Here is a 12,296-nt window from a genome sequence, read left to right as displayed (position 1 = left end):
CGCGGGGGTGAGGAGGTCGCTCAGGGTGGCGTCCGGGGGTGGGTCGGGCCCCCGTCTCAGCCACCGGTCAGGGACGTGCCGCAGACCGCGCGGACCTCCGCCGTGACGGTCGCCAGCGCCTGCTGCGTCTGCGTCGAGGCCAGCTCGGCGGCCGCCGCCCGCACGGCCACGAGGTCGGCCTCCTCGACGCCCGCCGGCACCTCGTCCTCGTCGAGGTCGACCAGGTCCTGCGCGGTCAGGTCCGTCCCGTCGAGGGCGTCCTCGAGTGCGTCGTCGAGGGCGACGACGCGACCGGTGAGGTACTGCCAGTCGTCGGCCACGTCGTCAGGGCTGGCGTCGCGCAGCCGCTCCAGGGCGGGCAGCGCGTCCACGAGGGCGGTGGGGCTGCCGGCGTCGACCGCCGCGGCCAGCTGCTCCTGACCGTCGGTGACGGTGTCGCAGTACTCCTGCGTGGGGTCGCCCGCGCAGCCGGAGAGCAGGAGCGCCAGGGTGACGGCGGCTCCGGCGACTCCGGCGCCCCGGGCGGCCGCGGCGACGCCCCGGTGACGCGTCACCCCAGCCCGGCCAGCGCGTCGTTGGCGTCCCGGGCGGCCGCGGCGAGCATCCCGGCGTCCGGGCCCTTGCCCAGGACCTCGCGCGAGGAGCTGGCCAGCACGTGGGGCGCCACGGGGCCGAAGATCCGGTCGATGTCGGCCACGGTGCCGCCCTGGGCGCCGAAGCCGGGCGCCAGCACGGGGCCGCCGAAGTCCAGGTCGGCGTGCGTCACGACGCCGTCGGCCAGCGTCGCGCCGACGACGGCGCCGAAGGAGCCGAGCGAGCCCGCCTCCACCTCGGCCGCGTTCAGCGCGGCCAGGTGGGAGAGCACCCGGTCGGCGACCCGCTCCCCCGGCGTGGCGGAGCCGTCGGCGGTGCGGGCGTGCTGCACCTCGGGGCCCTCGGGGTTGGAGGTGAGGGCGAGGACGAACAGGCCGCCCCCGTGGGCGCGCGCCGTCTCCACGAACGGGCTCAGCGAGCCGAAACCGAGGTAGGGGCTGACCGTCACGGCGTCCGCGCACAGCGGGGAGGCCGGGTCCAGGTAGGCGTCGGCGTAGGCCTGCGAGGTGGAGCCGATGTCGCCGCGCTTGACGTCCAGCGCCACCAGGGCGCCGGCCTCGCGGGCGGTCGCCAGCACCCGCTCCAGCACGGCCACGCCGCGGCTCCCGAAGCGCTCGTAGAAGGCGGACTGCGGCTTGATCACCGAGCACACCGGCGCGAGGGCCTCGGTGGCCGTGAGCGCGAACCGCTCCAGCCCCGCCACGGTGTCCTCCAGCCCCCAGGCGGCCAGGAGGCCGGCGTGCGGGTCGATGCCGGCGCAGAAGCGCCCGCGCGTGGCGAGGGCGGACTCGAGGCGGGCACCGAACGGCGCGGTCGTCGTCTGGGGCGCGATGGTCATGCAGGGGCCTTCCTGGGTGCGGGTGCGGGGCGGGTGCGGGGCGGTCGTGCTGGGCGGTCGAGTCAGGGGCGTCAGGTGTGGTCGTCCGGGGCTCGTCCGGCTCGCAGGTCGGTGACGAGCCGGGCGGCGGAGGTCGGGTCGGAGAGGAGCGCCGAGCCCACCTGGACGACGGCGGCGCCGGCGTCCAGGAGCGCCCGGGCGTCCGCGGCGACCGTGACGCCCCCGCAGCCCACCACGTCGACGCCGGTGCCCGCCAGGGCCGTCGCGGCGGCGTGGACGGCGCGCAGCGCCTGCGGGCGCACGGCCGGGCCGGACAGACCGGCGGGGCGGCCGTCGGGCAGCAGGGCGGGCTGGGCCCCGCCGACCACGACGGCGGCGGCCCCGGCCCCGGCGGCCGCCCGTGCGTGCTCGGCGACGCCGGCGAGCACCGGGGCGAGCTTGGCCAGCAGCGGCACGCCCGGCGGCAGGACCCCGGCCGCGGCGGACACGGCCTCGGAGACGCCCGCACCGTCGCGGGGGGCCAGCACCCCGGCCTCGGCGGCGTCGGGCGCGCACAGGTGCAGCTCGACGGCGGAGACGCCGGAGGTGCGGGCCAGGCCGCGGACGACCTGCGTGATCTCCTCCGGCGTGGCGCCGGCGACGGAGACGACGACGCGGGCCCCGGCCTGCACCAGCGCGGGCAGCTCGGTGGCGCAGAAGGCGGTGAGGCCGGGGTTCGGCAGCCCCGTGGCGTGCAGCAGCCCGGCCGGGCTCTCCAGCACCCGGGGCGCGCGCGAGCCGGCTCGGGCGTCCAGGGTGATCGTGCGGCTCACCACCGCGCCGTAGGTGCTCAGCGGTGCGTAGGCGGCCGCCTCCCGGCCCGTGCCCGCGCAGCCGGCGGCGAGCATGACCGGCTCGGCCAGGTGCAGCCCGGCCACGCGGGTGCCGGGGGTGGTCGGGCTCATCCGCGCTCCTCCCCCGTCCCGGTCCGCGGGGCACTCTCCGCGCCCACCAGGTCGTCCCAGCGCACCCGGTCGCCGCGCAGCACCGGCCCCTCGGCGCAGACGCGGGCCGTGCGGGCCACGCCGTCCTCACCGACGACGGGCACGGGGCAGCCGAGGCACAGGCCGGTCCCGCACGGGGTGGGCAGCGTGAGCGCGGTCTGGCTCCAGGCGCCGTGGTCCTCGGCGGCACGGGCCACAGCGTGCAGGAGCGGCGTCGAGCCGGCGGCGTAGACGACGGCCGCCCCGGTGCGGCGCAGCAGGTCGGGCAGGAGGTCGGCGGCGGGGGCCCGGGTGCCGACGGAGCCGTCGAGGGTGGCCACGGTGACGCTGCGGGCCGTGCGCCGGGCCTCGAGCGCGGAGAGCAGGTGGGCCTCGTCCGGCGCCGCGAGGAGGAGGTGGACGGGGCAGTCCCGCTCGCGCAGCCGCTCGGCCAGCGCGAACAGCGGCGCCGCGTGCACGCCCTCGCCGACCACCAGCGTGCTGACCGGCTCCTTCGGCAGGGCGAAGACGCGCCCGCCCAGGGGGCCGGTGATCTCGAGCCGGTCCCCGCGGGCGCGGGAGGCGAGCCACCGGGTGCCCGGCCCCACGGGGTCGACCAGCACGGAGACAGAGGTGGCGTGGCCGCCCAGCGGACGCACCTGGTGTATCCACAGCGCCCGGCGCGCCAGGCGGGTGCGCTCCCCCGGCTCGCCGACCGAGACGGCCAGGAAGGACCCGGGGCGGAAGCGCTCCCCGACGCCGGGTGCGGCCAGCGTGAGCTGGGTGAACGCCCCCGAGCGCGATCCGGACAGGACCTCGGCCGTCAGGTGGACCGGGCCGTGCACGGGCGCGCTCACTGGGTCATCACCGGGTGCTCACTGGGTGCGGGCACCCGCTCCCGCGGCGATCCGCGACGGCCACGCGGGCCCGCCGTAGATGAAGCCGGTGTAGGCCTGGACGAGGTCCGCTCCCGCCGCGATCCGCTCCCGGGCGTCGGCCACCGTGGAGATGCCGCCGACGCCGACCAGGGTGAGGTCCGGGCCGACCCGCCGGCGCAGCCGGCGCAGCACCTCCAGCGAGCGCTCGCGCAGCGGCGCGCCCGAGAGCCCGCCGGCCCCCAGCGCCTCAACGTCGGCCTCGGGCGTCACGAGCCCGCCGCGGCCGATGGTCGTGTTGGTGGCGATGACGCCGTCGAGCACCCCGTCGCGCGCACCGGCGACGGCCATGTCGGCCACGGCGTCGACGTCCTCGTCGGCCAGGTCGGGCGCGATCTTGACCAGCAGCGGCACGCGGCGGCCGGAGTGACCACGACCGTCGTGGGTCGCCGCGTCGGCGACCTGGCGGACGTGCTCGAGGAGCGGCCCCAGCTTCTCCACGGCCTGGAGGTTGCGCAGGCCGGGGGTGTTCGGCGAGGAGACGTTGACGACCAGGTAGTCCGCGAACGGCGCCAGCAGTCGCGCGCTGATCGCGTAGTCGGCCTCGACGGCCGTCTGGTCGTCGTCCGGCACGACCTTCGACTTGCCGATGTTGACGCCCAGCACCGGCCGCCCGCGCGGGTCGCGCCCGCGCAGCCGCTCGGCACGCTGCTCCAGGCGGCGGGCCACGACGGCGGCCCCGTCGTTGTTGAAGCCCATCCGGTTGACGATCGCCTTGTCGGCGGGCAGCCGGAACAGCCGCGGCTGCGGGTTGCCCGGCTGCGGCCGCCCCGTCACGGTGCCGACCTCGACGTGGCCGAAGCCGAGCGCGGCCAGCGCGTCGATGCCGGTGGCGTTCTTGTCGAACCCGGCGGCCAGGCCCAGCGCGTGCGGGAACGTCAGGCCGAGGGTGTGCACCGGCGTCGCCGTCGTCCCCCGCAGGCGGGCCACGCCCCGGCGGGCCGCCGCGAGGGCGGGCCCGCCGGCACGGACGCCGACGAAGCCGAGCCGGTGGGCCAGCTCGGGGTCGATCCGTGTGGCCACCTGGTCGAAGAGCAGGTCGTAGGCACCCATGTGCTGACTCCTACCAGATCCCCGGTCAGCGACCGACGAGCGCGGCCCAGTCCTGCAGGGACCGCACGCCGACGTCGCCGCGGCGCATCGCCTCGATCCCCTGCACGGCGGCCGCGAGGCCCTGGACCGTGGTGATGCAGGGGACGTTGGCGCGGATCGCCGCGGTGCGGATCTCGTAGCCGTCCAGGCGCGCGTGGCCGGAGCCGCCCGCGCCGTACGGCGTGTTCACGATGAGCTGGATCTTGCCCTCGGCGATGAGCTGGACGGTGGTCTTCTCCCCGTTCGGCCCCTCCCCCTCGAAGTGCTTGCGCACCACGGTGCAGGGCACGCCCGAGCGGCGCAGCACCTCGGCGGTGCCCTGGGTGGCCATGATCTCGAAGCCGTGCTCGGCCAGGACCTTCACCGGGAAGATCATCGACCGCTTGTCGCGGTTGGCCATCGACACGAACACCGCACCGCCGGTCGGCAGCAGCCCGAAGGCGGCGGCCTGCGACTTGGCGAAGGCGGTGCCGAAGTCGGCGTCGAAGCCCATGACCTCGCCGGTGGACTTCATCTCCGGGCCGAGGATGGTGTCGACCTGGCTGCCGTCGGGGGCGCGGAACCGGTTGAACGGCATCACGGCCTCCTTCACGGCGATCGGCTGCTCGGCGGGCAGGGTGCCGCCGTCGCCGGTGGTGGGCAGGACGCCGACCTCGCGCAGGTGGGCGATGGACTCGCCCAGCATCACGCGGGAGGCGGCCTTGGCCAGCGAGGTGGCGGTGGCCTTGGAGACGAACGGCACCGTGCGCGAGGCGCGGGGGTTGGCCTCGAGGACGTAGAGGATGTCGCCGGCGAGCGCGAACTGGATGTTGATCAGGCCCAGCACGCCCACGCCCTGGGCGATCCCCTCGGTGGCCTCGCGGATCTTGTCGATCTCGCGGGCGCCCAGGGTGATCGGCGGCAGGGCGCAGGCCGAGTCGCCGGAGTGGATGCCGGCCTCCTCGATGTGCTCCATCACGCCGCCGAGGTAGAGCTCGGTGCCGTCGTAGAGGGCGTCGACGTCGATTTCCACGGCGTCGTCGAGGAACCGGTCGACCAGCACCGGGGCGGCGCTGCTGATGAGCCCGGCCTCCACGTACTTGGTCAGGTAGGCCTCGAGCGACTCGTCGCCGTAGACGATCTCCATGCCGCGTCCGCCCAGCACGTAGGAAGGGCGGACGAGGACGGGGTAGCCGATCTCCTGGGCGATCGCGCGAGCCTCGGGCCACGAGGTGGCCGTGCCGTGCTTGGGCGCCACGAGCCCGGCGTGCGCCAGCACGCGGCCGAAGGCACCGCGCTCCTCGGCGAGGTCGATGGCGTCGGGGCTGGTGCCGACGATCGGGACGCCCGCGGCCGCGAGGCCCTGGGCCAGGCCGAGCGGGGTCTGGCCGCCGAGCTGGCAGATGACGCCGGCCACGGGGCCGGCCTGCTGCTCGGCGTGCACGACCTCGAGCACGTCCTCGAGCGTGAGCGGCTCGAAGTAGAGCCGGTCGGAGGTGTCGTAGTCGGTCGAGACCGTCTCCGGGTTGCAGTTGACCATGACGGTCTCGTAGCCGGCCTCGGAGAGGGCCAGCGACGCGTGCACGCAGGAGTAGTCGAACTCGATGCCCTGGCCGATGCGGTTCGGACCGGAGCCGAGGATGATCACGGCCTCCTTGGTGCGGCCGGTCACCTCGGTCTCCTCGTCGTAGGAGGAGTAGTGGTACGGCGTCGCAGCGGCGAACTCGGCGGCGCAGGTGTCCACGGTCTTGTAGACCGGGCGGATGCCGAGCGCGTGGCGCACCCCGCGGACGACGTCCGCGGTCATGCCCCGCATCTTGCCGAGCTGGGCGTCGGAGAACCCGTGGCGCTTGGCCCGGCGCAGCAGCGCGGGGGTGAGCTCCTCGGCCTCGATCACCGACAGCGCGACCTCGTTGATGAGGGAGAGCTGGTCGACGAACCAGGGGTCGATCTTGGTGGCGTCGAAGACCTCCTCGGCGGTGGCCCCGGCACGCAGCGCGTCCATGACCAGCTTGAGGCGGCCGTCGTGCGGCACGGAGGCGCGGGCGAGCAGGTCGGCCTTGTCCAGGTCGACGAACGCCTTGTCCCAGTCGAAGGTGGCGCCCTTGGACTCCAGGGAGCGCAGCGCCTTCTGCAGGGCCTCGGTGAAGCTGCGGCCGATCGCCATCGCCTCGCCGACGGACTTCATGTGCGTGGTGAGCACCGGGTCGGCGCCGGGGAACTTCTCGAAGGCGAACCGGGGCACCTTGACCACGACGTAGTCCAGCGTGGGCTCGAACGCGGCGGGGGTGCCGCGCTTCTCGCCGTCCTCGCCGATCACCGAGGTGATGTCGTTGGGGATCTCGTCGAGCGTGTAGCCGATCGCGACCTTGGCGGCGATCTTGGCGATCGGGTAGCCGGTGGCCTTCGAGGCGAGCGCGGAGGAGCGGGAGACGCGGGGGTTCATCTCGATGACGACGATGCGGCCGTCCTCGGGGTTCACCGCGAACTGGATGTTGCAGCCGCCGGTGTCGACGCCGACCTCGCGGATGACGCCGATGGAGATGTTGCGCAGCCGCTGGTACTCGCGGTCGGTCAGCGTCATGGCCGGGGCCACGGTGATCGAGTCACCGGTGTGCACGCCCAGCGGGTCGAGGTTCTCGATGGAGCAGACGATGACGACGTTGTCGGCCTTGTCGCGCATGACCTCCAGCTCGTACTCCTTCCAGCCGAGGATGGACTCCTCCAGGAGCACCTCGGTGGTCGGGCTGGCGGTGAGGCCGGCGCCGCCGATGCGGCGCAGGTCGTCCTCGGAGTAGGCCAGGCCGGAGCCCGCGCCACCCATGGTGAACGAGGGGCGGACGACGACGGGGTAGCCGAGGTCCTCGGCGCCGTCGAGCGCCTTCTGCAGCGCGGCGGCGACCTTCTCCTCCTTGGTCGCGCCGGGGGCGAGGTCCTCGCCGTTGCAGATGATCGAGCGGGCCACCTCGGCGCCCCACTCGGCCGGGAGGTCCTCGACGATCCGCTTGAACTGCTCGCGGTTCTCGCCCTTGTTGATGGCCTCGACCGAGGCGCCGACGAGCTCGACGCCGTACTTCTCGAGCACGCCGTTCTCGTGCAGGCTCATGGCCGCGTTCAGCGCGGTCTGGCCGCCGAGGGTGGCGAGCAGCGCGTCGGGACGCTCCTTGGCGATGACCCGCTCGACGAACTCGGGCGTGATCGGCTCGACGTAGGTGGCGTCGGCGAACTCCGGGTCGGTCATGATCGTGGCCGGGTTGGAGTTCACCAGGATGACCCGCAGGCCCTCGGCCCGCAGGACGCGGCAGGCCTGGGTGCCGGAGTAGTCGAACTCGCAGGCCTGGCCGATGACGATCGGGCCGGAGCCGATCACCATGATGGAAGAGATGTCGGTGCGCTTCGGCATGGCTCAGGCCTCCTTGCTGCTGATCACGGGGGTGGTGGCGGCCGTGGAGGTCAGGCCCCCGGCCATGAGGTCCTTGAACCGGTCGAAGAGGTAGCCGGCGTCGTGCGGGCCGGCCGCGGCCTCGGGGTGGTACTGCACGGAGAAGCCCTTGAGGACGCCGTCCTCGCCCCGCAGCTCCAGGCCCTCGACGCAGTCGTCGTTGAGGTTGACGTGGCTGACGGTGGCCTCGCCGTAGGGCGTGGTGGTGGCGGCGTCCAGCGGCGCGTCGACGGCGAAGCCGTGGTTGTGCGCGGTGACCTCGACCTTGTTGGTCGTGCGGTCGATGACCGGCTGGTTGATGCCGCGGTGGCCGTACTTCAGCTTGTAGGTGCCGAAGCCGAGCGCGCGACCGAAGAGCTGGTTGCCGAAGCAGATGCCGAAGTACGGCAGGCCCTGGGCCAGCGCCGCCTGCAGCGTCTCGACCTGGGCGGTCGTGGCGGAGGGGTCGCCGGGGCCGTTGGAGTAGAAGAGGCCGTCCGGGTTCACCGCGTTGATCTCCTCGATGGAGGCGGTGGCCGGCAGGACGTGCACCTCGATGCCGCGCTCGGCCATCCGGTACGGCGTCATGGCCTTGATGCCGAGGTCGAGGGCGGCCACGGTGTACTGCTTCTCGCCCCACGGACCGGGCTGGGCCGGCACCACGTAGACCTCCTGGGTGGAGACCGCGGTGGACAGCTCGGAGCCGGCCATCTCGGCGGACTCCTGCACCTTCGCCAGCAGCAGCGCCGGGTCGGTGGTGGTCGAGGAGATGCCGACGCGCATGGCACCCCGCTCGCGCAGGTGGCGGGTCAGCGCACGGGTGTCGACGCCGGAGATGCCGACGACGCCCTGCGCCTTCAGCTCGTCGTCGAGGCTGCGCTGCGCGCGCCAGGAGGAGGAGACGCGGCTGGGGTCGCGCACGACGTAGCCGGCGACCCAGATGCGGGAGGACTCCGGGTCCTCGTCGTTCACGCCCGTGTTGCCGATGTGCGGGGCCGTCATGACGACGACCTGGCGGTGGTAGCTCGGGTCGGTCAGCGTCTCCTGGTACCCGGTCATGCCGGTGGAGAAGACCGCCTCGCCGAAGGTCTCGCCCTCGGCTCCGTAGGACTCACCGTGGAACGTGCGACCGTCCTCCAGGACCAGCAGGGCCGGCTTCGGCTCCCGGGTCGAGGACGTCGCGGGCGTGGGGGCATGCGAGGGCACGCCGTACCTCCTTCTCCGCCTCACAGGACGGGTCGTTAAAGGATGTCGGACTGCGCCCGAGAATAGCAGCGCGCAGGCCTTTCGCCCCTTCCGCGCCACGCTCGTCCACCACTCGACACGGCGCGTGTGACGACCCCCTCCGCAGCGGCGCCCCACCCGCCCGGGACCTGACGCAGGAGGGCGGGGAACCCTGGACGGCCGGGCGCCGTCCCACGGAGCATGACCACCATGACGCGCCGTTCCCGCACCCGTGCCCCGCTCGCCGTGACCGCCTGCCTCGCGCTCGGTCTGGTCCTGGGGGCGTGCGGCTCGGAGGACACGGTCGCCTCCGACCCCGGCGCCGCCTCGTCCTCACCCTCCTCCCCCGGCACCGTCGACGAGGAGCCGGCCTCGTGGCCCGAGGACGCGTCCGTCGACCTCGTCCGGGCCGACGACGAGGCGGGGATGGCCTACGCCGAGGCCGCGCCGGTCGGCGGGGCCGCCTGGTTGGCGGACGAGGGTGCGCTCGTCTACGTCGGGGAGGTCGGCTACTCGGGCTCGTGCGCACCGAAGGCGACGTTGCGGGCGGGCTGGTCGCTCGCGCTCGCTCCCGGCGGCGACAAGGAAACGATGTGCACGATGGACGCGGTCTCGTGGGTCGTCGTCGTCACCGGGCTGGAGACCCCGCCGACCCAGCTGCAGGTCACCGATCTCTCGGGCACCTCCACGGTCGAGGTCGCGGGCGCCTGAGCGCAGCCGTCGTCAGTGCGAGGATGGAGGGCGTGGCACGCACGATCCTCGACGACGTCATCGACACCGACTACGGCTGGCTGGACCTCGCCTGGACGGACGGGTTCGGCCTGGACGGCGACGTCGACGCCCTGTTCGAGGGGCAGGCGAACGGGCTGGTGGGCGCAGCCTCCGCGGACGGGGTGCACCTCACCCTCGCGCGCCGGTCGGGGGGCTCGCAGGTCACCGTCACCCTGCACGACGTCGAGCCCGCACTCCCCGACGACGCCTGGGAGGACGTGGTGGAGGTGTCCACCGTCGTGACCGAGGACGCAGCACCGCGCTGGGTCAGCTGGGCGGGCGAGGACAGCGGCCCCCTGCCCGTCCCCCCGGGCGAGTACCGCCTCCGCGTCAGCGCCACGGGGCGCGACGCCGGCCGCGACGGGGAGTTCGCGGACGAGGTCGTCGACCGGTACGCGGTCGACCTGTGGCCGGCCGCGCGAGCGACGGACGCGATCCTCCGCGTCACCAGCAGCGACGCCGCCTCCTGGCACGAGGCACGCGGCTCGCGGCCCTGAGGACAGGCCGCCGCGGGACGCACCCCGGTCAGACCAGCAGCTCCGGCACGTTGTGCGGGGTGACCACGTGGATGGGCGCGCTCAGCGTCTCCGGCTCCCCCTCGATGGCACCGTGCGCGCGCATGATGTTCTGGCAGGCCGTGCGCATGTCCTGGCGCAGGTCGTGGTGCAGCACGGCGGTGAGCTCGTCACCGCGCAGCAGGTCGAGGTTGTCGCGGTCGAGGTCGTGCCCGACGAAGACGCGGACGTCGCGGCCGGCCTGGCTGAACGCCGAGAGGATCGCCCGGTTGCCCCCGCCGACCGAGTAGACCGACGTGATCCGCGGGTGCGCCTCCAGGGTGCGCAGCGTCGCGGCCTCCACGGCGACGTCCAGCCCGTCGGTGTCGGTCTGCTCGACCAGCACCCGTCCGGGGTTGCGGCTGCGCATCGTGGCGCGAAAGCCCATCTCGCGCTCCTCCTCGTTGCGGAAGACGCTGCTGCTCAGCGCGACGAGCACCTCCCCCTCGTCCGGGCCCAGCATCTGGTCCACGAGGTAGGCGGCGGTCGCGCCCGCGGAGCGGTTGTCCGTGCCCACGTAGGCGGCCCGCCGGCTCAGGGGCAGGTCGGTGACCAGGGTGATGACGGGGATGCCAAGCTCGACCAGCGCGTCGACGGCGGCGACCACCTCGGGCACGTCCGGGGCCTTGAGGATCACCCCGGCCGACCCACGACGCCCGACCTTCTCCAGGACCCGCACGATCTCGCCGGCGTCCCCGGACTCCCGGAAGTCGAAACGGGAGCGGATGACGGCCGGGTACAGCATCGGCAGCTCCGCCTCGAGGGCCGCCTTGACGGCCGAGGAGAAGCGGTCGGGCGCGTGCATGACGACGTCGACCAGGAAGGTACGACCGGTCAGCCGCAGCTGGCTGCGCTGGCGGTCGAGGTCCGTGACGGCCTGCTTCACGAGGGCGACGGTGCTCGCCCGCACGCCCGGGCGCTCGTTGAGCACGCGGTCGACGGTCGCCTCGCTGAGGCCTGCCTGACGGGCGATCTCCCGGATCGGGTACGGGTGTCCCACGCAGGCATCCTCGGGGCAGCCGCGCACCCCGTCAACGGGTGATGGCTTTTTGATGGGAGTGTCACTGTTGACGCTGATGTGTCACGAGCCACAACATCGTCCACGTGCTTCTCCATGACCGCGTCGTGCTCGTCACCGGCGCCACCCAGGGCCTCGGCGCGGGCATCGCGCGCGCGGCCGCCCGCGAGGGCGCCCTGGTCGTGGTGTCCGGGCGCGACGCCGAGCGTGGCGAGGCCGTGGCCGCAGGCTTGCGCGCGGACGGGGCCTCGGCTCACTTCGTGCGGGCCGACGTGGCGGACCCCGTGCAGGCGCGGGACGCGGTGGCGCAGACCGTCGCGCGTCACGGCCGCATCGACGGGCTGGTGAACGCCGCAGGCTCGACGGCCCGCGGCACCCTGCTGGACACGACCCCGGAGCTCTTCGACGCCCACGTGGCGGTCAACCTGCGCGGCCCGTTCTTCACCATGCAGGCCGCGGTGGCCGACATGGTCGGCCGCGGTGCCCCCGGCTCGATCGTCAACATCATCTCGATCGACTCCCACGGCGGGCAGTCCTTCCTCTCCCCCTACGTGGCGGCCAAGGCCGGCCTCGTGGGGCTGACGAAGAACGCCGCCCACGCCCACCGCTGGGACAGGGTCCGCGTCAACGGCCTCAACATCGGCTGGACGGCCACCGACGGCGAGCACCGCACCCAGGGAGCCGGTACCGCGGACGACCCGGACGGCTCGGTGTGGCTCGAGCGCGCCGCCTCGTCCGTGCCGATGGGGCGCCTCGGCGACGTCGACGAGATCGCCGACCTCGTCGTCCTCCTGCTCTCCGACCGCAGCGGCGTCGTCACCGGCTCCGTCATCGACTGGGACCAGACGGTCGTCGGAGGCCTCGGCCTCGCGCCCGGGGACGTCCCCCGCAGCACCTGACCCACCCCT

The 12,296-nt window shown here is 74.1% G+C and carries 11 protein-coding genes; 3 read left to right on the top strand and 8 right to left on the bottom strand.

All coding sequences use genetic code 11. From position 1 onward, the window contains the following. Positions 1-56 precede the first annotated feature (56 nt). From M8330_RS00145 to carA, 7 genes are all read right to left on the bottom strand, one after another. A complete protein-coding gene (locus M8330_RS00145) occupies positions 57-554 on the bottom strand; it encodes a hypothetical protein (protein ID WP_250825676.1) in 498 nt (165 codons plus the stop codon). Continuing rightward, the gene (gene pyrF, locus M8330_RS00140; RefSeq protein ID WP_250051749.1) at positions 551-1,432 is read right to left on the bottom strand and encodes an orotidine-5'-phosphate decarboxylase; all 882 of its coding nucleotides are present in this window, start codon (positions 1,430-1,432) and stop codon (positions 551-553) included. The genes M8330_RS00145 and pyrF overlap by 4 nt, the downstream gene beginning before the upstream one ends. 71 nt (positions 1,433-1,503) lie before the next feature. Continuing rightward, the gene (locus M8330_RS00135; protein ID WP_250825675.1) at positions 1,504-2,376 is read right to left on the bottom strand and encodes a beta/alpha barrel domain-containing protein; all 873 of its coding nucleotides are present in this window, start codon (positions 2,374-2,376) and stop codon (positions 1,504-1,506) included. Further along, a complete protein-coding gene (locus M8330_RS22260) occupies positions 2,373-3,251 on the bottom strand; it encodes an iron-sulfur cluster-binding protein (RefSeq protein WP_250825674.1) in 879 nt (292 codons plus the stop codon). The genes M8330_RS00135 and M8330_RS22260 overlap by 4 nt, the downstream gene beginning before the upstream one ends. An 18-nt stretch (positions 3,252-3,269) precedes the next feature. Beyond that, complete coding sequence (locus M8330_RS00125; RefSeq protein ID WP_250825673.1) at positions 3,270-4,382, bottom strand: quinone-dependent dihydroorotate dehydrogenase; 1,113 nt, start codon at positions 4,380-4,382, stop codon at positions 3,270-3,272. 25 nt (positions 4,383-4,407) lie between these two features. Beyond that, complete coding sequence (carB, locus tag M8330_RS00120; RefSeq protein ID WP_250825672.1) at positions 4,408-7,803, bottom strand: carbamoyl-phosphate synthase large subunit; 3,396 nt, start codon at positions 7,801-7,803, stop codon at positions 4,408-4,410. 3 nt (positions 7,804-7,806) lie between these two features. Further along, positions 7,807-9,027 carry a glutamine-hydrolyzing carbamoyl-phosphate synthase small subunit gene (gene carA / locus M8330_RS00115; RefSeq protein WP_250825671.1) on the bottom strand — a complete coding sequence of 407 codons (1,221 nt, stop codon included), beginning with the start codon at positions 9,025-9,027 and terminating at the stop codon, positions 7,807-7,809. 228 nt (positions 9,028-9,255) lie between these two features. Here carA and M8330_RS00110 point away from each other — a divergent pair, with 228 nt between their 5' ends. Both M8330_RS00110 and M8330_RS00105 read left to right on the top strand, forming a co-directional pair. Beyond that, positions 9,256-9,756: a hypothetical protein gene (locus tag M8330_RS00110; protein ID WP_250825670.1), complete on the top strand. Its 501-nt coding sequence runs from the start codon at positions 9,256-9,258 to the stop codon at positions 9,754-9,756. 32 nt (positions 9,757-9,788) lie between these two features. After that, positions 9,789-10,313, top strand: a complete 525-nt coding sequence (locus M8330_RS00105) for a hypothetical protein (protein ID WP_250825669.1) — start codon at positions 9,789-9,791, stop codon at positions 10,311-10,313. Positions 10,314-10,341: 28 nt separating this feature from the next. Here M8330_RS00105 and M8330_RS00100 read toward each other — a convergent pair whose 3' ends face one another. Further along, entirely contained in the window at positions 10,342-11,370 is a 1,029-nt protein-coding gene (locus M8330_RS00100) for a LacI family DNA-binding transcriptional regulator (protein WP_250825668.1), read from the bottom strand. A 104-nt stretch (positions 11,371-11,474) separates the two neighbouring features. On the opposite strand from M8330_RS00100, the gene M8330_RS00095 reads away from it, so the two are divergent. Continuing rightward, the gene (locus M8330_RS00095) at positions 11,475-12,287 is read left to right on the top strand and encodes an SDR family oxidoreductase (RefSeq protein ID WP_250825667.1); all 813 of its coding nucleotides are present in this window, start codon (positions 11,475-11,477) and stop codon (positions 12,285-12,287) included. The last annotated feature ends 9 nt before the right edge of the window (positions 12,288-12,296 follow it).

Source organism: Nocardioides bruguierae, assembly GCF_023656415.1.
Taxonomy (GTDB): domain Bacteria; phylum Actinomycetota; class Actinomycetes; order Propionibacteriales; family Nocardioidaceae; genus Nocardioides; species Nocardioides bruguierae.
The sequence above is the reverse complement of the archived record's forward strand: the minus strand, read 5'-3'. Positions and strand labels throughout refer to the sequence as shown.

Excerpts from the sequence above, each read along its gene's own strand:
- pyrF (WP_250051749.1), bottom strand. The coding sequence starts at position 1,432 with ATGACCATCGCGCCCCAGACGACGACCGCGCCGTTCGGTGCCCGCCTC.
- M8330_RS00135 (WP_250825675.1), bottom strand. The coding sequence starts at position 2,376 with ATGAGCCCGACCACCCCCGGCACCCGCGTGGCCGGGCTGCACCTGGCC.
- M8330_RS00125 (WP_250825673.1), bottom strand. The coding sequence starts at position 4,382 with ATGGGTGCCTACGACCTGCTCTTCGACCAGGTGGCCACACGGATCGAC.
- carB (WP_250825672.1), bottom strand. The coding sequence starts at position 7,803 with ATGCCGAAGCGCACCGACATCTCTTCCATCATGGTGATCGGCTCCGGC.
- M8330_RS00110 (WP_250825670.1), top strand. The coding sequence starts at position 9,256 with ATGACGCGCCGTTCCCGCACCCGTGCCCCGCTCGCCGTGACCGCCTGC.